Genomic DNA, 22506 nt, shown 5'->3' with positions numbered 1-22506 from the left:
GTCGTGCCTCGTGTAGGTTGCGTGTTTGCGCCGGGGCCTAGATGCCATAGGCGCGGCGCAGCAGGGTAATGGGGTGCGCGAGCGGCGGCTCGCCGAGCTGGTTCTCTTCCATGCCCTGCGCAATGTGATGCCCCGCAAGCTGGCAATCGGACGAGATGAAGTTGGGCTGGGCCTGACCCATCTGCTTGAATACGGGCGTGCCGATCTTCATCGACATGGCGTGGAATTCCTTCTTCACGCCGAACGTCCCGGCGTGGCCCGAACAGCGCTCGACCACCGTCACTTTCGTTTCCGGCACGAGCGAAAGCAGGTCGAAGGTCTTGCGGCCAATGTTCTGCACGCGCGCGTGACACGGCACGTGATACGACACGTTGCCAAGCGGCGCGCGGAAATCGGTCTTCAGCAGGCCGTCGCGATGACGTGCCACGAGATACTCGAACGGGTCCCAGAACGCGTCGCTCACGGCTTTCGTATTGGCGTCGTCGGGGAACATCAGCGGTAGTTCGTGCTTGTACATGAGCACACAGCTCGGCACCGCGCCGATCAGCGCATAACCGTCGCGCGCGTAACGCGCGAGCATCGGCATGTTCTGCGACTGCTTGTGCGCCACGCCCTCCAGATTGCCCTGCTCCAGCAACGGCATGCCGCAGCACCATTCGCTCTTCACCAGTTCGTAGGGAATCTCGTTGTGGTCGAGCACCGCGAGCAGATCGTGGCCAATGCCGGGCTCGTTGAAATTCACGTAGCAGGTCGCGTAAATGGCGACCTTGCCCGGCGTGCGTTCGCCGTCGCGCACCTCGCTCGATGCCGCGCGTTTTGCAACGTTACGAAACTTGTGCGTCGCGAAGTCGGGCAGCCACGCTTTGCGATCGACGCCCAGCATGTCTTCCATCGCGCCACGCATCGCCTTCGTGTGGTTGATCGCATTGACTGTTTGCGTGACGACCGGAATGCCGGCGATCTGACCGAGTGCGTCGGTGTTCGAAAGCACGCGGTCGCGCAGCTTCACTTCGCCCTTGCGGTAGTGAACCGCTTTGGCCCGCAGCATGAGATGCGGAAAGTCCACATTCCACGGATGCGGCGGCACATAGGGGCACTTCGTCATGTAGCAGAGATCGCACAGATAGCACTGGTCGACGACCTTGTCGAACGACGCCTTGTCGACATCGTGCGCTTCGCCGCTCTCGGTTTCGTCGACGAGATCGAAGAGCGCCGGAAACGCACCGCATAACGACACGCAGCGCCGGCAGCCCGCACAGATATCGAACACGCGCGCGAGTTCCGTATCGAGCTGGCCCTGGTCGTAAAAAGCGTCGGAGCGCCAGTCGAGCGGATGGCGCGTGGGCGCTTCGAGACTGCCTTCCTTGTGGGGCATGACGTCTCCTTCTTTTATTTATCAGCCAAATACGCGGCCGGGCGAGCGCGCGCGCACGCGCGCCGGTGCTTGCCCGGCACGCGAAACAAAAAGCGCGCGCGTCATGGATGCGTGCCGGGAAGCACGCGTCGATGCTCAATCCGCCAGCACTTCCAGCGCCTTCGTATAGCGGTTGGCGTGACTGCGCTCCGCCTTGGCTAGTGTCTCGAACCAGTTCGCGATTTCGTCGAAGCCTTCGTCGCGCGCGACCTTGGCCATGCCGGGGTACATGTCGGTGTATTCATGCGTTTCGCCTGCAATCGCCGCCTGCAGATTCAAACGCGAGCTGCCGAACGGCAGCCCGGTGGCCGGATCGCCTACCGCTTCCAGATATTCGAGGTGGCCGTGCGCGTGGCCGGTTTCGCCTTCGGCGGTCGAGCGAAACAGCGCCGCGACATCGTTTTGTCCTTCTACGTCGGCCTTGGCTGCGAAATACAGATAACGGCGGTTGGCCTGTGATTCACCGGCGAATGCATCCTTGAGGTTCTGTTCCGTCTTCGAGCCCTTTAGCTGTGACATCTGTGCCTCCATGGTTCGACCTGAAATGTGGGGACGCGACGCAATTCGCCTTCGTGCAATGCAGCATGGGGGGGCGACTCCGCCGCACTATTAATCTAGGTTGCGGCGTTTGCGTTCCCAATTGTGAATTTCAATCCTCGCGATAGCGTAGCCGGGTTTACTCGGGCACCAACCTGCATAAACGGGGCCAGTCCAGGCACGCGTCGTGCGCGCGACGATCTGTCCTGCACTCTTCACTTTGCGCGCGAGCGGAGTCGTCCTAGACTTTGAATTTGCCGACGCACCCGATCAACTTTGCGGAGATGCCATGCGACTTACGATCCTGATCAACGGTTCCGATCCGACCGTCAATCACGACTATGCAGTGCTTTGGCTCGACACCGACCAGCAACGCTGGTCCCGCGAGTCTCATGAAGGGATCGACCTGCCAGAATGGGGTGAATTGCGCGACGTGAATGGTGTCACGTCGCTATGCGCGCCGCTCGAAAACGAGCCGCTGTGCACGCTACGCGGTCTGCACGTGAATCGCCGCCAGGAAATCAGTTCCGCACACGGCGACGCGACCTGGTCGTGCGAATCCTCACACTCGCCGATGGAAGGCCAATGGCGCCTCCAGGCGGTGGACCGCCAGATGGTCCACGCCGAGCATTCGCTTTTTGCAGGCTGAATGGTGGTTGATGACGTAATCGATTGAATGCAGGCGGCATCATTTGCCGCCGCGCTCCTCGCGCAGCAACGCAACGCTGCCGCGCTCATTGCATCTGATTCTGTTTCACGTCTTGCTTGCGCCCGCCCACCCGGCGGGCGCGCGTTTTTTTGCGCCGCGCTTTCCTCCCGCCTTCAAGTGCGTCCACGCGCCCGCTATACTTTCAGCCCGCTTTATCGCCCGCTCGATACCACCCCGTTCCCGCCAGCCCCCTAGATGAAGAAGCTGTTCGCCTCACTGATTTCCTCGCTGGTGCTCGCCGCCGCCAGCCACGCTTACGCCGCGCCGGCCTGTTCGCAATTCGTGCCCGGCGGCCAGTTCCCGACGCTCACGAATCAACGCATGGCGCCGAAGACGCGCATGCTTTGCTACTCGGATTTCGTCGTGCTGCATTCGGGCGTCACGCACGGTCCGCTGTGGTCCGCCGAGCATCTCACGCGCGATCACCTCGAAGCCGCGAAGGACATGACGCGCACGAACCGCTTTTTCGAAGACGACCGCCTGCCCGAAGGTGAAGGCGCGACGCTCGCCGACTACAAGCGCAGCGGTTTCGACCGCGGCCACATGAGCCCGGCAGGCAACCGCTGGAATGCGCAGGCGATGGCGGAATCGTTTTCGCTCGCCAATATCGTTCCGCAGAATCGCGACAATAACCAGCGCCTTTGGGCGCATATCGAAACCGCCGTACGCAAGCTCGCATCGAAGTATGGCGAAGCTTATGTCGTGACCGGCCCGCTCTTCACGGGCGCGCAGTTGCAGACCATCGGCGCGACGCGCGTGCTCGTCCCCACGCAGATCTTCAAGGTCGTGTACGTGCCTTCGCAGCAGCTCGCGTTCGCCATCGTCGCCGACAATACGGCTGTCGACCGCTATGACGTGCGCTCGGTGCGCGACCTCGAAGCGCAGAGCGGCATTGCGTTCCCGGGTATTCCGGCGGATGTCGCGGCGAAGGAAAAGGTCTCGTTCAACGGCCGCGGCTTTGCCGTGAGCAAATGGGGCTGGTAACTGGGTAAGGCGGTGGCGGCGCTGCTGAAGCGCTAGATATCGAGCCGCGAGACTTTCGAGCCTTCCAGCGAAACGCCCGCCATCAAGCCGCCGTTCGTCAGCACGAACGCTTCGATGGGATTCACCGCCGTCGAGGTATCGATCTTGCCGTTGGCGCCCATTTTCACGAGCGCGACGGTGGCATCCGCGCCCGCGCTCCAGCCGCTGCTGCGCTTGAAGCGGTCGAGCGAGGAGCGCGTCATGAACGCATAAACGACGGCGCGCGACTGTGCCCCGATCTGGGCGCCGAACGAGCCGCCCATCGTCGTGAAGTAGCCCAGCGTGCGGCCTTCCACGCGCAGCGCGCCGCGTCCGTATTCGGCGCCAATCACGAAACCCGCGCCTACGACTTCTGGGAACACGAGCACGCCACGCGCCTTGGCAATGAGTTCACGCGCGCCCGGCACGGTGCGATAAAGGCGTGCGAGTGTTTCGTCGATGCCCGTGTCGATCTCACGGCGCGCAACGGCATTCTCGGTAGCGGGATCGGCATCGGCGGAACCCGAGGTCGTCGTGCAGCCCGCGCTCGCCGCGAGCCATCCGGCAATGGCCAGCGAGCCGGTGAGGAATTCCCTTCTCTTCATCTTGATTCGGTATCCTGCGTAATTATTGAGGTGCCTTGGGCAACTGTGCGAGCGGATCGACGGGCTTGCCGTTCTCGCGCACCTCGAACATGAGGGTGGAGATGCCAGCGCCGTCCGTGCCGCTCACGGCAATCGCCTGGCCCTGCTTCACCGCGTCGCCCTCCTTCACGAGCAGCCTGGCGTTGCGCCCGTAGGCCGTGACTAGACGCGCGTCGTGCTTCACGATGACGAGCTTGCCGTACGCCTGCATGCCACTCCCGGCATAGACCACGCGCCCCGACGCCGCTGCTTTCACCTGTTGGCCCGGCGGCCCGGCGATCACCACACCCTTCGATTTCCCCTTGAAGGGCTGCGCAACGCTGCCCTCGATCGGCCAGATGAAACGGGCGTTGCTGCGCGCGGCGGCGGGCTTCGGTGTGACGGCGGGCGGCGCGCTCGCTGCGGTGGCCGTTGCGGTTGCGGGCGTGGCTGCCGGTTTGGTCGCTTGCGCGGCGGAAGGCTTCGCGGGCGTATTCGCGGGCGCGACGGTGGTTGCTGCGGTGGCCGCGGGCGGCGCAACGCGCAAGAGCTGCCCCACCTGGACCTTTCCGTCGGCGGGCAGCTTGTTCCAGCTCACGAGGTCGGCCGGGCGCTGGCCCGAGGCTTTCGCGATGTGATAGAGCGTGTCGCCCGACTTCACGCGATACAAGCCGGAGGGGCTCGCCTCGGCCGCAGCGGGCTTCGCAGGCAACGTCGACGCGGCAACCGCCGGAGGCGGCACGGCGGTCGTCGTGACGCCGGTGTCCGCGGCCGTTCCGGCCTCGTCGCTTGCTGCGGTACGCCACGGCGTGATCGTGCAGCCGCTCAATGTGAATTCAAGCGCGATGGCTAATGCGAGCGTCGCGCCGACTACGACGCGCGAGGCCATGGCGCGCTGCGTGGCCTCTTGATGCTGGCCGCGCATCGTCAGGCCTGCGGAGCGGCGTTGTCCGCCGTGTCCGCTCCCGCATTTTCAGATACCTTATCCAGAATTCCCATCGATGACTCCCTTGCTCGCACTGAAACAGACCGTCCGCGCTTGCGGGCGCGGGTGCGTCATCATCGTTGGTTTGCCTGTGGATGCCGTGGTTTAGCGCGAGCGAATTGACCTGCATCAGCGCGCGCGGCGTGTATGCGTGTGGCTTTGACATTGACGTGACAAGTCCGCCACAAACTTAGGCAGAAAAGACGAAGCGACAGACAGGAATCGATGAAGAGAATTGAAGGTGGCGCGTCAGGCTCCCTATAATGCGGGCCCCGACATCGCGCCGCTACCAGGGGGCGCGCCCCCGTCACGCAGAAGGAGGATCAAACGGTGTTCGACCCATACGCAAACGACAGCGACGTGCTCAACGTACAAGGCGACGCACTCACGCTCACGAACGGCACGACGCGCGTGACGCTTGCCGGCACGCTGGAGCTTACGCGCGACAAGCGCGGCCTCACTGCCGCACTGGCGCTAAAGGCGGCGCTCGACGACGTCGTGAAGAAACTGCAGGCCGAGCCGCACCTGCCCGCGAAGGTCGCCGACGAGCCGGACGAGAAGCCCGGCGTCGTCGACAATCCGTTCAATTGATAACACTTACGCGCAGCGCGCGTTAGAACGGCTTGCCTTCGCTCTCGCTCCAGGCGCGCGCCATGAGCGTGTTCGAGGGCAGCGTTTCGTCGAGCAGCTTCTTCGCGCTTTGCGCGCCCGCGATCGGCAGGCCGGTGGGATCGATCGCGCCGATCTGCGCGAGCACCGAGGCCTGGTCCCAGTAGATGTGCTCGTTATAGAGCTTGTTGCCGCGAAAGCAGATCACCGCAAGCATCGGCACTTCGAAGTATTTTCCCGTGGGCGCGAGGCCCGGCAGCAGCCAGTCGATTTCGCGGTCGTGCGTGCAGCAGAAGATGAACTCGTCCACCACGCGGTCCGAGCCGATCGTGCGCGAGATCGGGATCAGGCGCGTGTCTTCCGGGTTCGAATGCACGAAGTGGTGCGTGTAGAAGCGCTTGAGCTCGTCGTGACCCACCCCGCCCGTCATCGTGGGAATGTGGTTGACGTAGGGTTGCGCGACCATCGTCGGCATCACGTCGCTCGGGTTGCGCGCGACGAACTCGTGATAGCAGTGCTCTTCCCACAGCGCGTTGAAGTCGTAGATCGGGCCAAGCACGCGGCGCAGCATGGCGAGCGTGCGCGAGTACGCCATCATCGTAGCCGGCTTGTTGTACTGCGGGCGGGCCGGCGAAGCGAACGCGTGATCGCAGCCCGGGTACGTATACAGCTCGACGCCCGGCTTGTCCGAGAGCGCCGCTGCAATGCGTTCGCGCGCGGCGGCGTCGCAGTAGGCGTCGTCGGCGCCGAAGTGCAGCATGAGCGGGCGCGTGATGCGCGCGGCTTCGTCCAGATTGTTTTCGAGCCCCACGGCGTAGTAGCCGATCGCGCAATCGACATCGGTGCGCGTCGCGCTCAGGTACGCGAGCTTGCCGCCCAGGCAGAAACCCACCGTGCCGACCTTGCCGCGATGCTGCGGATGCGCGCGCAGCGCGGCGAGCGTTTGCGCCACGTCTTGCATCGCGAGGTCGACATCGAAGCGCTCGTAGAGCGAGAACGCCTTTTGCGCGTCGGCGCCTTCGTAGCCGAGATCGACGTTCGGCTCCAGACGCCAGAACAGGTCCGGCACCATCACGACGTAGCCTTCCTCGGCGTAGCGGTCGGCGAGCGCGCGCATGTAGCCGTTGACGCCGAAGATCTCCTGCAGCAGCACGAGGCCGGGACCGCTGCCCTCGGGCGGCAGCGCCGTGTAGGCGCGAAATTCGCCGCCGTCATGCGACTTCACCTGGGTCCATTGTCCGTTCATTGGTGTGTCTCCTCCGTTCGTCCTGGTTAGTTGCGCTAGGTTAGCGTCGATCTCGCGCCGATGCAGCGCGCCGAACCCTTCACGCCGTGTCGAAGCCGCCCGCCGCCGCGAGCGGCGGCAACGCCGACTCGCCGCGTATCCACGCGTACTGTGCAAGTTCGGCCATTTCCTTGTCGCCGCGGCTGTCGCCATAAGCGTAGAGCGTGGCGGGCGCATGCTTGCCCCACCACGCGCGCAGTCGCGCGACCTTTTCCGGGCCCCAGCAGTTGTTGCCCGCCAGACGGCCCGTATACACGCCATCGCGCCATTCGAGCTCGCTCGAAAGCACGGTGTCGATGCCGACCGTCTTTGCCCAGATGCGCAGATAGATCGACGGCGACGCACTCACGAGCACGACCTCGTGCCCGAGCGCCTGGTGTTCGGCCACGCGCGCGAGCATTTCGGGGCGCAGCAGCGCGGGCAGACGGCGCTCGACGAAGCGCTGCGCAGCGGCTTCGAGCGCCTCGCGCCGCACGGGCCCCATGGCGGCGTACAGGAAGCGCGCCTTGGTCGGCCCGCGCGGCGACCAGCCGAGCGGAACGCCGATCAGCGAAGGCAGGCAGCGCAGCGCGGCGGCAGCGAAGCGGGCGGGGCCGGCGGCGTCGAGCATGAAGGCGCGAAAGCTGTCGGTCGTGGTGATGGTGCCATCAAAGTCGAATGCGGCGATGACGCGGTCGTTCATGAAGCGATATCAGCAGTGCGTGGAAGAGAAAGGCGACGCGGCCGGGCGCGCCGAACGCGCCGAACGCGCCGAACGCGCGTCATTGTCGGCGCAAACGCGATGTGGCTGCAAACGAAGTGCGAGTGCTCCGTTGATATTGATGTAATTCATCAATGTGAATCGATATGGACGCGTATTGATGCTGAAACATTGGCATCACTGTGCTTGTGTCGCGAGGCCCGCGGCATCGACGATCTCGATTTCGCCGTAGCGCAACGCGAGCCACCCTTCGCGCTCGAACTGGCGCAGGATCTGGTTCACGGTTTGCCGCGAGAGCGCGAGCATCAGCGCGAGATCCTCCTGCGGCACGTTGATCACGAGGCGCGCGCGCGCCGCGCCGTGCGCGGCGGCCGCCTCTCCGTATTCGTTCGAGAGCAGCAGTAACCGGCGCGCCACGCGCGCGGAAGCGCCCAGCAGCGCGCTTTCCTCAATGGCGTCGAACGCCAGCCGCAGCTTTTGCGCGAGCAGCAAGCCGAACGCGTGCCAGTACGCAGGCGTTGCGTCGAGCAGCGCCACGAGCGCCGCGCGCGGCACGTGAAAGAGCGTGGCGTCGCGCTCGGCGTAGGCGTCGTGCGTGCGCGCGCCGCCGTCGAAGAGCGTGATCTCGCCGAACCAGTGTGCGGGCCCAACCACGGCGAGCAGCGCCTCGCGGCCCGCCACGCTTGCCGCCCCCACGCGCACCGCGCCTTCCAGCACGCAGTAAATGCCGTCGTCCGGGTCGCCGCGCATGAAGAGACGCTCGCCTGCCTGCAGCGTGCGCACGCGCCCTGCCGCGCGCAGCGCGTCGCGCAACGGTGCGGGCGCGCCGCGGAACCACGCGCTGCGCTCGAGCGCGGCGACAGCGGACGGTGAACTGGCGGTGGTTGGCGGGGTGGAACGTGAAGGCATCGGGGCAGGTCAAGCGGGCCAGGCGGCCCACAAAAAGCGGCGCAATCGGCGCAATCGGCGCAATTGTCGGCTAGCCGAAGGTTTGCGCCCGTAAGCCCGACGATCATAATGATTTTGGAGACAGAGAGACACCCATGCGTAACCTGACCGAGCAACTCACCCAGTACGCGGCGTATCACCGCGACGCGCGCAACATCGGTACGCATTTCGTCGGCATTCCGCTCATCGTGCTCGCGCTTGCGGTGCTGCTTTCGCGCCCGGCAATCGCGCTCGCGGCGTTTGGCCTCCCGGTTCCGGTGTCGCCTGCGTGGCTGCTGTTCGGCGCTGCAACGATCTACTACCTCGTGCTGGACGTGCCGCTCGGACTCATGATGGCGGTCGTCTCCGCCGCGTGCGTGGCGTTCGGCGCATGGCTCGCGCAGCAAGGCACCGCCGCGTGGCTAGCCGGCGGCGTGGGCCTGTTCGTGGTTGGCTGGATCTTCCAGTTCGTCGGGCACATTGCGTGGGAGCATCGCAAGCCGGCCTTCGTCGACGATCTCATCGGCCTCATCATCGGCCCGCTTTTCGTGCTCGCCGAAGCGCTGTTCAGCTTCGGCTGGCGCCCGCAGCTGCGTGCGGCTATCGAGGCGAAGGTGGGACCTACGCGCATCAACCCGCCGCGCGCTCAGGAAGCGCGGCAGTGACCGGCCGTTGAGCGAGCCTCAGCGCTCGAACCGTATGAGCCGCGCCGCGTGCACCGCCGTGAGCGCGACGGCGAGCCAGATCGGCACGTAAGTCCCGAGCTGGCGCATGCCGAGATGCTCGCCCAGCAGCGTGACCGAAACGATGACGAGGAGCACCGGCTCGACATAGCCGAGGATGCCGAAGAGCGCCATCGGCAGCAGACGGCTCGCTTTCAGGTATGACGCAAGCGCGACGGTGCTGAGCACGCCGAGTCCGGGCAGCAGCACGAAGGCGAGAAACTTATGCGCGTCGAGCAGCGCGAGCGAGCCGCCCGCACGCACTTCGAGCACCGCCACCGGCACGAGCAGCAGCATCTCCACGGCAAAGGTGACGAGTGAGTCCGCGTGAATCTTGCGGCGCAGCACGAAATACGGCGGATAGCCGAACGCGACGAGCAGCGTGGGCCAGGAGAACGCGTGCGTGGCCCACAACTCGTGCGCCACGCCCACGGCGGCGCACGCCACGGCGAGCCATTGCAGCGGTTCGAGGCGCTCGTGATAGTAAAAGCGCCCCACCAGCACCATGATGAGCGGCAGCAGAAAGTAGCCGAGCGACACCTCCAGCATGCGTCCGTGTAGCGGCGCCCACAGAAACACCCACAGCTGCGAGCCCAGCAGCGCGGCGCTCGCCACCAGCGCGAGCGCGGTGCGCGGCTCTCGCACCATGCGCGCGACGAGCGCACGCAATTGCGGCGCGCGCTGGCGCAGCACCAGCAGGGCCAGCGCGCCAGGCGCGGTCCAGATCACGCGCCACGCGAAAATATCGAGGCCGCCGAGCGGCGCGAGCAGGAGCGTGTACGCCGACATCAGCGCGAACAGCGCCGAAGCGCCCACGGAAAGCGCAATACCGCGCCCGGGTTCGTACTGGTTCATCGGAACACGCGGGTAAGGAAAGCAAAAGCGGAGAGATCGCGAGCGGCGCGGCGCGTAACTTTCGCGCGCGCGGGTAAAAACGTTGTCATTTGAATTGGCTATTGAATAAGGCGCGGGCCGGCGTTGCCGTCGGCGAGACCGCATTCTAGTCGCGTTTTGACGCCGGCAGGCGGCGCAAACCCGTGCCGGACAAGGCGGGCACATGCCGTGCGCGCTTGCGGGCCAGGCACTGGCCGAGGAATTTAGTCCGGCAGATCGCGCAACGATGGACTAGAACGTAAGTCTCGCCATGCCAGCCCGCCAGCGCCTTGACTGGCTGGCATTCGCGGCTGGAATTCGCTTCGACGAGCGAGATTTCACCGGGGCCGCTGGAGCCGCGCCTCGCTTGTCCCGGAGCGCCACGCCTTCGCCGGTCGCCGCGATTCACGCTTCACGACGCCGTCCCTAACGTCCAACGCCCCCTGGAGCCCGCATGCTACGTTCTGCGCCCCGCCCCGCCGTTGTCGACCCCGCCCGCGCATTCGCCCTTTCCCCCGCCGCCAGCACATTCGCCGCCGAAGTGCGTGCGGGTTTGACGCGCTCGCCGCAAAAGGAATTGCCTTCGAAATATTTGTATGACGAAGTCGGCTCGGCCCTCTTCGAAGTCATCACCGTGCTGCCCGAGTACGGCGTCACGCGCAGCGAAGAGCGTCTGCTCACGCGCTACGCGGCCGAGATCGTCGAGGCGCTGCCCTCCGACGTGAAAGTCGCCGAACTCGGCAGCGGCAGCGGCCGCAAGACGCGCCGCATTCTCGAAGCGCTGTGCCGCAGGCGCCCAACGTCCTACTGCCCGATCGAGATTTCGCGCACCGCCCTGCAGCTATGCCGGCGCGAACTCGCCGATATCGAGCGCATTTCGATCGTCGGTTACGAGCGCGACTATCTCGCTGGTTTATCCGAGGTGAGCCGCCAGCGCAAAGAAGGCGAGCAACTGCTCGTGCTCTTTCTCGGCAGCACGATTGGCAACTTCGCGCGCCTTGCGGCCACGCGCTTCCTGCGCGACATCCGCGCGATGCTGCGCCCCGGCGACACGCTCTTGCTCGGCACCGACCTCGTGAAGCCCGTCGATACGCTGATCGCCGCCTACGACGACGCCATTGGCGCGACGGCCGCGTTCAACCTGAACCTGCTTGCGCGCATCAACCGCGAACTGGACGGCGACTTCGACCTGCGCGACTTCGAGCACGTCGCGCGCTTCAATCCGGACGTGCGCAGCATCGAGATGCATCTGCGCGCGAAGCGCGACGTGCACGCCGAGGTGCACGCGGCGAATCTCGCCGTCGAGATCGGTGCAGGCGAGACGATCTGGACCGAGAGCAGCCACAAGTACCACGCCGATGAAATCCCGGCGATCGCCGCCGACGCGGGCTTCGCATGCACGCGCCAGTGGGTCGAGAAGGAATGGGGATTCGCGGAGAGCCTGCTCGCCGTGAAGTAAGCGGCGCCGGGAACGAAAAAGCGGTGCGCCAGTTACCTGGCGCACCGCTTTTTTATTGCGCGATTCTCAGTGTTGCTCGAAGCGTTCGTAACGTTTTTCGGTCACACGCTCCTCGCTTTCCACCGAATTCACGCGTGCGGCCGGCGGCCCGTGGCGCAGCCACGAAAGCATGCGGTCCACCTGGTTCGCCGTGCCCTGGATCACGGCTTCGACCGAGCCGTCCTCCATGTTCGCGACGTAGCCGCGAATGCGCAGCGCGTGCGCCTGGCGCACTGTCGCGTGACGAAAACCCACGCCCTGCACCGTCCCGCGCACGCGCACGTAGTACGTTTCCAGGCGCGTATCCAGATCCGGTTCGCTCATTGTTCGTTTCTCCATGCATGCTTTACGGTCGGCATTGTAGACGCCAACGCGCACACGCGCCGGGCTCGCGCCACGTACAATCCGTGCCACGCCGCAGCGCCATCACCGAACATGGAAACGACCCTGTAATGACCGACACCTCCCGAGCCAACCGCGATCTCGTCCTGATCACCGGCGCGTCCGGCTTCGTCGGCTCGGCCGTCGCCCGCATCGCGCAGGAAAAGGGCTTTGCCGTGCGCGTGCTGGTGCGCGCGACGAGCCCGCGCAAGAACCTCGAAGCGCTCGACGCCGAGATCGTCACCGGCGACATGCGCGACGCCGCCTCCATGCGCCAGGCCCTGGCCGGTGTGCGCTACCTCTTTCATGTGGCCGCCGACTATCGCCTGTGGGCGCCCGATCCGCACGAAATCGAACGCGCCAACCTCGAAGGCGCCGAAGCCACCATGCGCGCGGCGCTCGACGCGGGCGTGGAGCGCATCGTCTATACGAGCAGCGTGGCCACGCTCAAGGTCACGAGCTCGGGCAACTCCGCCGACGAAACCTCGCCGCTCACCCCCGAGCAGGCCATTGGCGTGTACAAGCGCAGCAAGGTGCTGTCCGAGCGCGCCGTGGAGCGCATGATCGAGCGCGACGGCCTGCCCGCCGTGATCGTCAATCCGTCCACGCCCATCGGCCCGCGCGACGTGAAACCCACGCCCACGGGCCGCATCATCGTCGAAGCGGCGACGGGCAAGATCCCCGCCTTCGTCGACACCGGCCTGAATCTCGCGCACGTGGACGACGTGGCGAACGGCCACTTCCTCGCGCTGGAGCGCGGGCGCATTGGCGAGCGCTATATCCTCGGCGGGGAGAATTTGCCGCTGCAGCAGATGCTCGCCGACATCGCCGGCATGGTGGGCCGCAAACCGCCGACGATCGCGCTGCCGCGCTGGCCACTCTATCCGCTCGCGATGGGCGCGGAAGCCGTGGCGCGCTTCACGAAGCGCGAGCCGTTCGTGACCGTCGACGCACTCAAGATGTCGAAAAACAAGATGTATTTCACGTCGGCGAAGGCGGAGCGCGAGCTCGGTTATCGCGCGCGGCCGTATCGCGAGGGCTTGAAGGATGCGCTCGCGTGGTTCCGCGAAGCGGGATACCTGAACGCGAAATAAGCGCGAAATGAACGCGAAATGAGCCAGGCTGAGGAAACTGTTACAACTTTTCTTGCAACATGCGTACAACGCCTGAAGGGCAATGCGCGTGAGCTACGGGTAGAATCGCGGGTCTTACCTGAGAAGCTCGCATGAATCTTCAAGACCAGATTGGCGCGCTCGAAGCGGGCGTCGATCAGCTCCTTCAGGCCGCCGCCGCCGCGCACGCACCGCGCGCCGATGAACGCGCCGCCGCAGTTCCCCAGCAGGAATCTCCCGTTGCAAGCAGCGAAGCGGAGCAAGCCGTCGCTGAGCAGCCGCAAACCGTTGCCGTCGATACGGCCGCGGTTGATGCTGACCGCCATGCCGACGCCGCCGCGCCCGCGGCCGCAGAAACCGTTGAAGCCGTTGAAGCTGCAAGTGCAACCGTGACCGAAACCGCCGAAGCCATCGAACCCGCTGCCGAGGCGGCCAACGAAGCGACGAACGCTGCGCCCGCGCAGCCCGAACTGCACGTTGCGCGCCCGTCGCAGAACGAGATCACGCTGACGATCGGCGGCCAGACGGTAACGCTCAACGCGCTGCAGGTCGGCCAGATGATCGAGGAGCTGTCGAACGCGCGCGCCTCGATGCAGCCCGAACCGCCGCCGGGCATTCCGCAAGGCTGGCGTTTCGCATCGACGAAGAATCCGATGATGGCCGTGCAGAAACAATCCAACGGCGACCGCCTGCTGGTGTTGCGCCACACGGGCCACGGCTGGGTGCCGTTCACGTTCTCGCCCGATATCGCCGTGCAGATGTACATGATGCTCACACAGCGCTAACGCGCGGGCGGACACCGTCAAAACAAAAAAGCCGTCGGAAGCGACGGCTTTTTTCATTTGCAGGCCCTTTAACGCCCCTGCACCGGCGCCTGCACGCGCGCCTTCCACTGACCGCCCTTGCCCCGCCAGAAGCGCCAGGCCGAAGCGAACGTCGCGCCTACATAGAACAGCGCGACGAGCGGCAGGAACGGCGCCCACAGCGGCGAGCGCCGGTAGTAGGCGAGCATGGGCGAGTAGGCGCAACACATCAGCGCCCAGGCAATCCACGCGGGCCAGCCCTTCGGCCCGAGCACGAGCGCGACCACGGGCGGCGCGAGATAGATGATCGTCATGCCGAGCAGCGTGCCCGCGAGCTGCCACGCCGAGTAATGCAGCTGCGTGAACGCCGTGCGCGCGATCATGTTCCAGATGTCCTTCCACGAATCGTACGGGCGCAGCGACACGCTCTTCGCGGCGACGTCGAGCCGGATCGGATGATGCCCTTCGCCGCGATGCTTGATCCGCGCGGCCAGGCTGCAGTCGTCGATCAGCTCGGCGCGGATCGACTCGATGCCGCCAGCCTCTTCGAGCGCCTGGCGGCGCACCAGCATGCAGCCACCGGCCGCGGCCGCCGTGCGGTTCTTCGGGTTGTTGACCCACGAGAACGGGTAGAGCTTCGCGAAGAAGAACACGAACGCCGGGATCAGCGCCTTTTCCCAGAAGGAATCGCAGCGCAGCCGCACCATCAGCGAGACGAGGTCGCGGCCTTCGGCCTGCGCGCGCACCACAAGCTGCGCGAGCGCTTCGGGCGGATGGCCGATGTCGGCGTCGGTGAGGAGCAGGTAGTCCGCGGGCAGCTTGAGCGTGCGCACGGCCTCGATGCCCTGCGACTGCGCCCAGACCTTGCCCGACCAGCCTGCCGGCAGCGGCTTCGCCGTAATCACGCTGAGCTTTTCCGGGCACTGCAGCGCGAGCGCGGCGGCGCGGGCGGCTTCGGCGGTGCCGTCGGTGCTGTGGTCGTCGATCACGATGACGTGGAACTCGCCGCCGTAGTCCTGCTGGAGCAGCGAGCTGACGGCCTCGCCAATCGCGTCGGCCTCGTTGCGCGCCGGCACGACGGCGCACGCGGCAGGCCAGCCGGCCGCGGGCTCGACGATCGGCAGCGGTGCGGCCGGGCGGGCGCGCCAGAAGCCGCCGCGCCCGAACAGCAGCACGAGCCAGATCAGCAGCGAGAGACAGGAAACGGCAAACAGAATGGTCGTAATCATGCGTTGTTACTCTCGATCGAAGGTGCGCGCACGCTCACGCGGCGCGACAGCCACATGGCCGCCGTGCGCAGGAGCACCACGGCCCAGTCGGGCGCGCGCAGCGCAGGCCGCGCGCGGAACACATCGTAGCCGCCGCGCTCGATGATTTCGAGCACGCGCAGTCCGCCATGCACGACGCTGCACAGCTCGAGGCCGAAGCGCCCCGGCACGCGCAGCGCGAGCGGCGCGCCGCTCAACATGAGCGAGCGCGCGCACGCCACCTCGTGCGCCATCAGCGCGCGCCAGGCGTCGTCCACCTTGCCGGCGGTGATCTGCGCTTCGGTCACGCCAAAGCGCTCGCGGTCGGCGAGCGGCAGGTAAATGCGGCCGCGCGCCCAGTCGGCGCTCACGTCCTGCAAGAACGTGACGAGCTGCAAGGCGGTGCAGATCGCGTCGGAATCGGCGAGATTTTCGGGCGTCGCTTCGTGGATCAGATGCAGCATCAGATGGCCGACCGGATTCGCCGAGCGCCGGCAAAAGTCCAGCAGCTCGAAGCGGTCGGCATAACGTGTGACGTCGATATCCTGGTCGAACGCCGCGACGAGATCGTAAAACGGTGCAAGCGGCAGGCGGCACTCGCGCACCACCTCGGCGAGCTTCGCGAACAGCATGGGATGGACGCGCGCCGGTCGGCCTTCGGCCACCGCGTTCAGGCCCTCGCGAAAATCGGCGAGGCGCGTGTGGCGCTCTTCGGGGCTCCAGTCGCCTTCGTCCGCGATGTCGTCGAGCGTGCGCGCGACGTGGTAGATCACGCCGACAGGCGCACGCAGCGCCTTCGGCAGCAGTACGCGCGCTACCGGAAAATCGTCGTAGTGGTCGGGTTCCATCAAGGCGTCCAGAATGGGGTCGTATCTACGGGCACCATCCAGGCGACCCGCAGGACGCGATATTTTAAGGGTTCCCGGAGCATGTTGCACCGCGCAACGCCGACGCACCGGCTTCGCGTACCGTTCTGTGCGGCAGGCGCGACACGCTTTGCGCAGGCCGTGACGCATGCCGCAAGAGCGCCACGCGGGGGGCTTTTCGGGAAAAAATGGACGCGGCCCGGGCGCCACCGTCGCGCGCACGCAGCACCCGCGAGTGCGCTGCACAGCAAACGAAAGGCGAAGGGGTTAAAATGCGCGTCTAGTTTTTACTCCGTCACCCTTTGGCGGACTTTTTGCATCCTTAATAATTAGACAGCCGCCGGCGATCAGGTCATTTTTACCGATTCGCTCGCCTGACGCGGCAGTCGGAGTTCGCCACCTTATGCGAGTGATCCTTGCCCAACCCCGCGGCTTTTGCGCGGGGGTTGTCCGCGCCATCGAAATCGTCGATCGCGCACTGCAGAAACACGGCGCGCCGGTCTACGTGCGCCATGAAATCGTCCACAACCGTCACGTGGTCGAAAACCTGCGCAACAAGGGCGCGCGTTTCGTGGAAGAGCTCGACGAAGTGCCGGAAGGCGCCGTGGCGATCTTCAGTGCTCACGGCGTGGCCAAGACCGTGGAACGTGCCGCCGAGGAACGCGACCTCGACGTGCTCGACGCCACCTGCCCGCTCGTCACGAAGGTTCATGTGCAGGGCCGCCAGTATGTCGCGGCGGGCCGCACGCTGATCCTGATCGGCCATGCCGGTCACCCTGAAGTGGAAGGTACGATCGGCCAGATTCCCGGCACCGTGCTGCTCGTGCAGAGCGAAGCCGATGTTTCGAAGCTCGATCTGCCGCTCGATGCACCGCTCGCGTACGTGACGCAAACCACCCTTTCGGTGGACGACACGCGCGGCATCATCGACGCGCTGCTCGCGCGGTTCTCCGACATTGTCGGCCCGGACACGCGCGACATCTGCTACGCGACGCAGAACCGCCAGGCTGCGGTGCGCGAACTGTCTGATCAGGTGGACGTGCTGCTCGTCGTGGGCGCAACGAACAGCTCGAACTCGAATCGTCTGCGCGAAATCGGCAGCGAAACGGGTGTGCCGAGCTATCTCGTGGCCGACGGCTCGGAAGTGAAGTCCGAGTGGTTCGCCAATGTGCAAACGGTCGGCATCACGGCCGGCGCATCGGCGCCTGAAGAAATGGTTGAGAACGTAATTGACGCGCTGCGCGCGTTGGGGCCTGTCGAGGTGTCGACGATGGCGGGCCGTGAAGAAAAAGTCGAATTCAAGCTGCCGTCGAAGCTCTTGCAACCGCTCGTCGCGCGCGAAGTTTAAGGAGGACACGCTTTGTCTATTCCGCTGCTACAAAAAGTCCGCGTTGGCTCGTACATCTTTCGCCAGCATTTCAGCGGCAACAAGCGCTATCCGCTCGCGCTCATGCTCGAGCCGCTGTTCCGCTGCAATCTCGCCTGCAATGGCTGCGGCAAGATCGACTATCCGGATCCCATCCTGAACCAGCGCCTGTCGCTGGAGGAATGCCTGGAAGCCGTCGATGAGTGCGGCGCGCCGGTCGTTTCCATCGCAGGCGGCGAGCCGCTGCTGCACAAGGAAATGCCGCAGATCGTGAAGGGCATCATGGCGCGCAAGAAGTTCGTGTATCTCTGCACGAATGCGCTGCTCATGGAAAAGAAGATGGACGACTACCAGCCGAACCCGTACTTCGTCTGGTCGGTGCACCTTGACGGCGACCGCGAAGCGCACGACCACTCGGTCTCGCAGGAAGGCGTCTACGACAAGGCCGTCGCGGCCATCAAGGAAGCGAAGCGCCGTGGCTTCCGCGTGAACATCAACTGCACGCTGTTCAACGACGCCGTGCCCGAGCGCGTGGCGAAGTTCTTCGACACGGTCGGCGAGATCGGCGTGGACGGTATCACGGTTTCGCCGGGCTATGCCTATGAGCGCGCGCCGGATCAGCAGCACTTCCTGAACCGCGAGAAGACCAAGAACCTGTTCCGCGAGATCTTCAAGCGCGGCAACAACGGCAAGAAGTGGTCGTTCAGCCAGTCGAGCCTGTTCCTCGACTTCCTGGCGGGCAACCAGACGTATCAGTGCACGCCGTGGGGCAACCCGGCGCGCACGGTGTTCGGCTGGCAAAAGCCCTGCTATCTGGTCGGCGAAGGTTATGTGAAGACCTTCAAGGAACTGATGGAAACCACCGACTGGGACAAGTACGGCACGGGCAAGTACGAGAAGTGCGCGGACTGCATGGTCCACTGCGGCTTCGAAGCGACCGCCGTGATGGACACGGTGGCGCATCCGCTCAAGGCCGCGCGCGTCGCCCTTACGGGTCCGCGCACGCAAGGCGCGTTCGCGAAGGATATTTCGCTGGATGGTCAGCGTCCGGCTGAGTACGTGTTCTCGCGTCACGTCGAGATCAAGCTCGACGAGATCAAGAACGCGGCCAAGACGAAAAAGCCGGTTACGGTCGCGGCAAGCTAATACGCCTTTTCGCGCCGCAAGGCGCGAAAGCGAAAAGGGCGCAACGGTTATGACCGTTGCGCCCTTTGTCTTTTTGCGGCGCACATCTGCGCGCCGCGCGCCCTTTCAATGCCCTGCCGACTGCCGCGCCATCGCAACGATGTCGCTTTCCTTGATGGTGCGAATCACCTTCTCTTCCGCACGCAGATCGAGCGAGCGACTCAGCACATAGTAGCTCGCGCCCGCCACGATCAGCCCGACGAGCCATGCAAGGTCGATGCCGTCCATCAGGTGAGCGAAGTAACCCACGAAGATCTCCTTGCCCGATTCGTTATCGACGATGGCGAAGAACGGAACCATTGCCGCAAAGCCGATCAGATACGCAGCAATCCCACGCGCCTGCCACGCGCCGTAGATGCCCTGCGGCGTGAAGAAGTGCGAGATCGCGTAACGCCCCTTGCGCACGAAGAAGTAATCGACGAGATTCACGGCGGTCCACGGCACGAGGAAGTACAGCATCAGCACGAGGAACGTGTTGAGCAGCGCGACGCCGTTACCCTTGATCGAAAGCGTGCAGACCAGCAGGATCGCGCTGATCGTCATCACCGCGCCAATGCGGGCGCGGCGCGTGGGCTTGATCTTGCGGAACGAGTCGACGCCCGTGAGCAGCGTGAGCATCGCGCTGTACGTATTGAGCGCAATGATCGGCAAAAAGCCCGCCACGGATACGATGACAAGCAGGCTTCCGCAGCCCGGAAACAGCGACGAGCCCACCTGATTCAGCGCGACGAGCGCATCCGAGGCCTTCAGCTGCTGCGCGAGCCATGCGCCGAGACCAATCATCCAGGCACCCGAGAGCGAGGCGCCGAGGAAAATCGCGGAGATCAGCTTCGCACGGCTCGTGTGCTTCGGCAGATAGCGCGAATAGTCGGAGACATACGGCGCGTACGAGATGTTGTAGCTCGCGCCAATCGCGAACTGCGTGAGGAATGCGACCCAGCTGAAGCCAGGATGCGCGGCAGCGGTCACGGCGGGAACGACAGCGGCGCCCTTGCCCGCGCCGAACGCAAGCGCGATCGTCACTAACGCATAGAGCGGCAGCGTCGCGATCAGCGCCCACTTGAACGCCTTGTGCATGAGGTCGTGGCCGTAGATCGCGAGCACGCCGCCCGCGAGCGACGCCACGATCGCCACCACGGCAGGATTCACACCGAACACGTTCTTCAGGCCGTCCATGATCAGCGAGATGTTCACGACGTTGAAGCCCACGAACACGAAGAGCGTGGCCAGCAGCGCGAGCGCCACGCCGCGATAGCCGAACTGCGCGCGCGACTGGATCATTTGCGGCAGGCCCATCTCCGGGCCTTGCGAGCCGTGGAACGCCATGAAGATGGTGCCGAACATGATGCCGAGTGCGCCGCCAAGCGTGGTCCAGCCGGCCGAAAGGCCCATGCTCGGGCCGACGAAGCCGATCGAGATCGTGAAGAAGTGGAAGTTACCGAGAAACCAGAACGGCCCCTGGCTGCTCAGTTTCGCGTGACGCTCGCGCTCGGGAATGTAGTCGATCGACCGGCTCTCGATTTCGAGCCCGGCCGTCTCGGCCGCGAGGCCGGCGTTTTCGTGAACATTCATGCTGCTTGTCTCCAGATATTCGTAGTGTGTTCAGGCGGCGCAGGGGCGCGAGCGCTCAGTCGCGGCGCTTCACGCCCGGCAGCACGCAAAGCATTTCGAAGGCGAGATTGGCCCCGAGCAGCGCCGTGGTGCCGAACGGGTCGTACGGCGGCGCCACTTCCACGAGATCCGCGCCGACGATATCGAGCCCCCACGAACCGCGGATGATCTCGAGCGCCTGCGGCACGGTCAGCCCGGCGATCTCCGGCGTGCCGGTGCCCGGCGCATAGGCGGGATCGATACCGTCGATGTCGAAGCTCAGGTAGACCGGACCGCCCTGCACGCGCTCGCGCACTTCTTCCATCAGCGGCGCCAGCGAACGGTTCCAGCATTCCTCGGCCTGCACGACCTTGAAGCCTTGCTGGCGGCACCAGTCGAAGTCCTCGGCCTCGTAGCCGGTCCCGCGCAAGCCGATCTGCACGACGCGATCGCAGTCGAGCAGCCCTTCCTCCACGGCGCGACGAAACGGCGTGCCGTGCGCGATCTTTTCGCCGAACATCGTGTCGTTGACGTCGGCGTGCGCGTCCACATGGATGAGGCCCACGCGACCATGCTTGCGATGAATCGCGCGCAGGATCGGCAGCGTGATCGTGTGATCGCCGCCGAGCGAGATCGGGCGGCAATCGTGTTCGAGGATCGCGTCGTAGGCGGCTTCGATGCGTGTGATCGAGTCGGCGAGATTGTAGGGATTCGTCGCGACGTCGCCGATGTCGGCCACGCGCAGCGAATCGAACGGCGCCGCGCGCGTCGCCATGTTGTACGGGCGCAGCAGCACGGACTCCGAGCGAACCTGACGCGGGCCAAAGCGCGCGCCAGTGCGGTTCGAGGTGCCGAGGTCGAACGGCACGCCCACGAAGCAGGCGTCGAGGCCCGATGCGTTCTCGACCTGCGGCAAGCGCATCATCGTCGCGATCCCGCCGCAGCGGGGCATGGCATTGCCGCTGAGCGGCTGGAAGTATTGATCAGACATTATGGCGCTCCACTTTCATTTACCGTGCCGTATCATTCGAAACGGCCATAGCCGCAGTTGTAAGCGTGCGTCCATGAAAGATGAATAACGATCTCGTCGTTGTTCACATAGACTTCAGTCTATGTATCGATGTTTTCCCCTGGAGAATCCATGCTCGGCAGCCTGACCGATCTCGACCTGCGCCTGCTGCGCGTCTTCGTTGCCGTGACGGATGCCGGCGGCGTGAGCATTGCGCAGACCACGCTGAACGTGAGCCAGCCCACCATCAGCGCGCAGCTCTCGACGCTCGAAACGCGGCTCGGCTACCGGCTCTGCGAGCGCGGGCGCAGCGGTTTCAGGCTGACGGAAAAAGGGGCGCGCCTTTACGAACTGGCAACCACGCTGCTCGCCGCCGCCGAAGAGTTCACGCTCAAGGCGCGGCACCTGGACCGCAAGCTCGTGGGGACCTTGAGCATCGGCTTGATCGGCCATACGCCGACCAGTCAGAACGCGCGCATCAGCGAGGCGATCGCTTCGTTCCGGCAACGCGACGAAGCGGTGCGTTTCTCGATTTCGGTGAAGTCGCCGGGTGAGCTGGAGGAACAACTGCTCAACGGCGCGACGCAAATTGCGGTCGGCTATTTCTGGCACCGCGTACCGACGCTCGAATACACGCCGCTTTTTATCGAGCGGCAGATCGCGTATTGCGGACGCGGGCATGCGCTGTTCGAACGCGCGGGGCAGCTCGATCCGCTAGAGGCCGCGGAATTCGAATGGGTATGGCGCACGTATCCCACACCCGAGGCCCAGCACTCGACGACACAAAGCAAGGTCACCGCGCAGGCCGACAACATGGAGGCCGTTGCCCTGCTGATTCTCTCCGGACATCATCTCGGTTACCTGCCCGAGCAGTTCGCGGCGCCGCATCTGCGGCGTGGCCTGCTCGTCGCGCTCAATCCAAAGCAGCTGAGCTACGAGGTCACGTTTCATGTGGTCACGCAAAAGCGCAATCGGCACAGCCCGATTGTGCGGGCGTTTCTGGAGGACCTGAAGCACGCACACTTGCACGAGGCCGAAGACGACGCGCAATGAAACGAGCGCG

23 protein-coding genes are annotated in these 22506 nt (G+C 65.0%); 10 read left to right on the top strand and 13 right to left on the bottom strand.

What is annotated here, in order from left to right:
• Positions 1 to 37: 37 nt before the first annotated feature.
• Positions 38 to 1375: a heterodisulfide reductase-related iron-sulfur binding cluster gene (locus U5A52_RS04285; RefSeq protein ID WP_321911660.1), complete on the bottom strand. Its 1338-nt coding sequence runs from the start codon at positions 1373 to 1375 to the stop codon at positions 38 to 40.
• Between the two features lie 135 nt (positions 1376 to 1510).
• On the bottom strand, positions 1511 to 1933 hold the full coding sequence (locus U5A52_RS04280; protein WP_158760823.1) for a rubrerythrin family protein: 423 nt from the start codon (positions 1931 to 1933) through the stop codon (positions 1511 to 1513).
• Positions 1934 to 2240: 307 nt separating this feature from the next.
• Between U5A52_RS04280 and U5A52_RS04275 the strand changes: the two genes are divergently transcribed.
• Together U5A52_RS04275 and U5A52_RS04270 are read left to right on the top strand one after the other, a co-directional pair.
• Positions 2241 to 2600 carry a DUF3564 domain-containing protein gene (locus U5A52_RS04275; RefSeq protein WP_321911663.1) on the top strand — a complete coding sequence of 120 codons (360 nt, stop codon included), beginning with the start codon at positions 2241 to 2243 and terminating at the stop codon, positions 2598 to 2600.
• Between the two features lie 255 nt (positions 2601 to 2855).
• On the top strand, positions 2856 to 3644 hold the full coding sequence (locus U5A52_RS04270) for a DNA/RNA non-specific endonuclease (protein WP_321934036.1): 789 nt from the start codon (positions 2856 to 2858) through the stop codon (positions 3642 to 3644).
• A 32-nt stretch (positions 3645 to 3676) separates the two neighbouring features.
• On the opposite strand, the gene U5A52_RS04265 is transcribed toward U5A52_RS04270, so the two are convergent.
• Positions 3677 to 4267, bottom strand: a complete 591-nt coding sequence (locus U5A52_RS04265; protein WP_321911667.1) for a YSC84-related protein — start codon at positions 4265 to 4267, stop codon at positions 3677 to 3679.
• A 22-nt stretch (positions 4268 to 4289) separates the two neighbouring features.
• A complete protein-coding gene (locus U5A52_RS04260; RefSeq protein WP_321911668.1) occupies positions 4290 to 5174 on the bottom strand; it encodes a peptidoglycan DD-metalloendopeptidase family protein in 885 nt (294 codons plus the stop codon).
• 426 nt (positions 5175 to 5600) lie between these two features.
• Here U5A52_RS04260 and U5A52_RS04255 point away from each other — a divergent pair, with 426 nt between their 5' ends.
• Positions 5601 to 5861 (top strand): hypothetical protein, encoded by a 261-nt coding sequence (locus U5A52_RS04255; RefSeq protein WP_321934035.1) that lies wholly within the window; start codon positions 5601 to 5603, stop codon positions 5859 to 5861.
• A 22-nt stretch (positions 5862 to 5883) separates the two neighbouring features.
• On the opposite strand, the gene U5A52_RS04250 is transcribed toward U5A52_RS04255, so the two are convergent.
• From U5A52_RS04250 to U5A52_RS04240, 3 genes are all read right to left on the bottom strand, one after another.
• Positions 5884 to 7125: a dienelactone hydrolase family protein gene (locus U5A52_RS04250; RefSeq protein WP_321911671.1), complete on the bottom strand. Its 1242-nt coding sequence runs from the start codon at positions 7123 to 7125 to the stop codon at positions 5884 to 5886.
• A gap of 79 nt (positions 7126 to 7204) precedes the next feature.
• Positions 7205 to 7846 carry an HAD family hydrolase gene (locus U5A52_RS04245; protein WP_321934034.1) on the bottom strand — a complete coding sequence of 214 codons (642 nt, stop codon included), beginning with the start codon at positions 7844 to 7846 and terminating at the stop codon, positions 7205 to 7207.
• Between the two features lie 195 nt (positions 7847 to 8041).
• Positions 8042 to 8773 carry a Crp/Fnr family transcriptional regulator gene (locus U5A52_RS04240; protein WP_321911676.1) on the bottom strand — a complete coding sequence of 244 codons (732 nt, stop codon included), beginning with the start codon at positions 8771 to 8773 and terminating at the stop codon, positions 8042 to 8044.
• A gap of 134 nt (positions 8774 to 8907) precedes the next feature.
• On the opposite strand from U5A52_RS04240, the gene U5A52_RS04235 reads away from it, so the two are divergent.
• Complete coding sequence (locus U5A52_RS04235; protein ID WP_321934033.1) at positions 8908 to 9456, top strand: DUF962 domain-containing protein; 549 nt, start codon at positions 8908 to 8910, stop codon at positions 9454 to 9456.
• An 18-nt stretch (positions 9457 to 9474) separates the two neighbouring features.
• On the opposite strand, the gene rarD is transcribed toward U5A52_RS04235, so the two are convergent.
• A complete protein-coding gene (gene rarD, locus U5A52_RS04230; protein ID WP_321911678.1) occupies positions 9475 to 10368 on the bottom strand; it encodes an EamA family transporter RarD in 894 nt (297 codons plus the stop codon).
• Positions 10369 to 10840: 472 nt separating this feature from the next.
• On the opposite strand from rarD, the gene egtD reads away from it, so the two are divergent.
• The gene (gene egtD, locus U5A52_RS04225; protein WP_321934032.1) at positions 10841 to 11845 is read left to right on the top strand and encodes an L-histidine N(alpha)-methyltransferase; all 1005 of its coding nucleotides are present in this window, start codon (positions 10841 to 10843) and stop codon (positions 11843 to 11845) included.
• Between the two features lie 66 nt (positions 11846 to 11911).
• On the opposite strand, the gene U5A52_RS04220 is transcribed toward egtD, so the two are convergent.
• Complete coding sequence (locus tag U5A52_RS04220; RefSeq protein WP_321934031.1) at positions 11912 to 12208, bottom strand: acylphosphatase; 297 nt, start codon at positions 12206 to 12208, stop codon at positions 11912 to 11914.
• A 128-nt stretch (positions 12209 to 12336) separates the two neighbouring features.
• Between U5A52_RS04220 and hpnA the strand changes: the two genes are divergently transcribed.
• Positions 12337 to 13359, top strand: coding sequence for a hopanoid-associated sugar epimerase (hpnA, locus tag U5A52_RS04215; protein WP_321911684.1), 1023 nt, complete (start codon positions 12337 to 12339; stop codon positions 13357 to 13359).
• 131 nt (positions 13360 to 13490) lie between these two features.
• A complete protein-coding gene (locus tag U5A52_RS04210) occupies positions 13491 to 14162 on the top strand; it encodes a hypothetical protein (protein ID WP_321934030.1) in 672 nt (223 codons plus the stop codon).
• A 68-nt stretch (positions 14163 to 14230) separates the two neighbouring features.
• Here U5A52_RS04210 and U5A52_RS04205 read toward each other — a convergent pair whose 3' ends face one another.
• Positions 14231 to 15409, bottom strand: a complete 1179-nt coding sequence (locus U5A52_RS04205; protein ID WP_321934029.1) for a glycosyltransferase — start codon at positions 15407 to 15409, stop codon at positions 14231 to 14233.
• The gene (gene hpnC / locus U5A52_RS04200; RefSeq protein WP_321934028.1) at positions 15406 to 16275 is read right to left on the bottom strand and encodes a squalene synthase HpnC; all 870 of its coding nucleotides are present in this window, start codon (positions 16273 to 16275) and stop codon (positions 15406 to 15408) included. The genes U5A52_RS04205 and hpnC overlap by 4 nt, the downstream gene beginning before the upstream one ends.
• Before the next feature lie 421 nt (positions 16276 to 16696).
• On the opposite strand from hpnC, the gene ispH reads away from it, so the two are divergent.
• Together ispH and hpnH are read left to right on the top strand one after the other, a co-directional pair.
• A complete protein-coding gene (gene ispH / locus U5A52_RS04195) occupies positions 16697 to 17641 on the top strand; it encodes a 4-hydroxy-3-methylbut-2-enyl diphosphate reductase (RefSeq protein WP_158760806.1) in 945 nt (314 codons plus the stop codon).
• A gap of 12 nt (positions 17642 to 17653) precedes the next feature.
• Positions 17654 to 18805 carry an adenosyl-hopene transferase HpnH gene (hpnH, locus tag U5A52_RS04190; protein ID WP_321911694.1) on the top strand — a complete coding sequence of 384 codons (1152 nt, stop codon included), beginning with the start codon at positions 17654 to 17656 and terminating at the stop codon, positions 18803 to 18805.
• Between the two features lie 105 nt (positions 18806 to 18910).
• On the opposite strand, the gene U5A52_RS04185 is transcribed toward hpnH, so the two are convergent.
• Together U5A52_RS04185 and speB are read right to left on the bottom strand one after the other, a co-directional pair.
• Positions 18911 to 20416: a purine-cytosine permease family protein gene (locus U5A52_RS04185; RefSeq protein ID WP_321934027.1), complete on the bottom strand. Its 1506-nt coding sequence runs from the start codon at positions 20414 to 20416 to the stop codon at positions 18911 to 18913.
• 55 nt (positions 20417 to 20471) lie between these two features.
• The gene (speB, locus tag U5A52_RS04180) at positions 20472 to 21425 is read right to left on the bottom strand and encodes an agmatinase (protein WP_321911697.1); all 954 of its coding nucleotides are present in this window, start codon (positions 21423 to 21425) and stop codon (positions 20472 to 20474) included.
• A gap of 150 nt (positions 21426 to 21575) precedes the next feature.
• Between speB and U5A52_RS04175 the strand changes: the two genes are divergently transcribed.
• Positions 21576 to 22496: a LysR family transcriptional regulator gene (locus U5A52_RS04175; protein ID WP_321934026.1), complete on the top strand. Its 921-nt coding sequence runs from the start codon at positions 21576 to 21578 to the stop codon at positions 22494 to 22496.
• Positions 22497 to 22506 lie beyond the last annotated feature (10 nt).

Origin of the sequence: Paraburkholderia sp. J8-2, assembly GCF_905220195.1 — a bacterium.
In the GTDB taxonomy this organism is placed as follows: domain Bacteria; phylum Pseudomonadota; class Gammaproteobacteria; order Burkholderiales; family Burkholderiaceae; genus Paraburkholderia.
The sequence above is the reverse complement of the archived record's forward strand: the minus strand, read 5'-3'. Positions and strand labels throughout refer to the sequence as shown.

Bases quoted from the DNA above. Each gene is read 5' to 3' on its own strand.
- U5A52_RS04285 (WP_321911660.1), bottom strand. From the start codon at position 1,375: ATGCCCCACAAGGAAGGCAGTCTCGAAGCGCCCACGCGCCATCCGCTC.
- U5A52_RS04280 (WP_158760823.1), bottom strand. From the start codon at position 1,933: ATGTCACAGCTAAAGGGCTCGAAGACGGAACAGAACCTCAAGGATGCA.
- U5A52_RS04275 (WP_321911663.1), top strand. From the start codon at position 2,241: ATGCGACTTACGATCCTGATCAACGGTTCCGATCCGACCGTCAATCAC.
- U5A52_RS04270 (WP_321934036.1), top strand. From the start codon at position 2,856: ATGAAGAAGCTGTTCGCCTCACTGATTTCCTCGCTGGTGCTCGCCGCC.
- U5A52_RS04265 (WP_321911667.1), bottom strand. From the start codon at position 4,267: ATGAAGAGAAGGGAATTCCTCACCGGCTCGCTGGCCATTGCCGGATGG.
- U5A52_RS04260 (WP_321911668.1), bottom strand. From the start codon at position 5,174: ATGGCCTCGCGCGTCGTAGTCGGCGCGACGCTCGCATTAGCCATCGCG.
- U5A52_RS04250 (WP_321911671.1), bottom strand. From the start codon at position 7,125: ATGAACGGACAATGGACCCAGGTGAAGTCGCATGACGGCGGCGAATTT.
- U5A52_RS04245 (WP_321934034.1), bottom strand. From the start codon at position 7,846: ATGAACGACCGCGTCATCGCCGCATTCGACTTTGATGGCACCATCACC.
- U5A52_RS04240 (WP_321911676.1), bottom strand. From the start codon at position 8,773: ATGCCTTCACGTTCCACCCCGCCAACCACCGCCAGTTCACCGTCCGCT.
- U5A52_RS04235 (WP_321934033.1), top strand. From the start codon at position 8,908: ATGCGTAACCTGACCGAGCAACTCACCCAGTACGCGGCGTATCACCGC.
- rarD (WP_321911678.1), bottom strand. From the start codon at position 10,368: ATGAACCAGTACGAACCCGGGCGCGGTATTGCGCTTTCCGTGGGCGCT.
- egtD (WP_321934032.1), top strand. From the start codon at position 10,841: ATGCTACGTTCTGCGCCCCGCCCCGCCGTTGTCGACCCCGCCCGCGCA.
- U5A52_RS04220 (WP_321934031.1), bottom strand. From the start codon at position 12,208: ATGAGCGAACCGGATCTGGATACGCGCCTGGAAACGTACTACGTGCGC.
- hpnA (WP_321911684.1), top strand. From the start codon at position 12,337: ATGACCGACACCTCCCGAGCCAACCGCGATCTCGTCCTGATCACCGGC.
- U5A52_RS04210 (WP_321934030.1), top strand. From the start codon at position 13,491: ATGAATCTTCAAGACCAGATTGGCGCGCTCGAAGCGGGCGTCGATCAG.
- U5A52_RS04205 (WP_321934029.1), bottom strand. From the start codon at position 15,409: ATGATTACGACCATTCTGTTTGCCGTTTCCTGTCTCTCGCTGCTGATC.
- hpnC (WP_321934028.1), bottom strand. From the start codon at position 16,275: ATGGAACCCGACCACTACGACGATTTTCCGGTAGCGCGCGTACTGCTG.
- ispH (WP_158760806.1), top strand. From the start codon at position 16,697: ATGCGAGTGATCCTTGCCCAACCCCGCGGCTTTTGCGCGGGGGTTGTC.
- U5A52_RS04185 (WP_321934027.1), bottom strand. From the start codon at position 20,416: ATGAATGTTCACGAAAACGCCGGCCTCGCGGCCGAGACGGCCGGGCTC.
- speB (WP_321911697.1), bottom strand. From the start codon at position 21,425: ATGTCTGATCAATACTTCCAGCCGCTCAGCGGCAATGCCATGCCCCGC.
- U5A52_RS04175 (WP_321934026.1), top strand. From the start codon at position 21,576: ATGCTCGGCAGCCTGACCGATCTCGACCTGCGCCTGCTGCGCGTCTTC.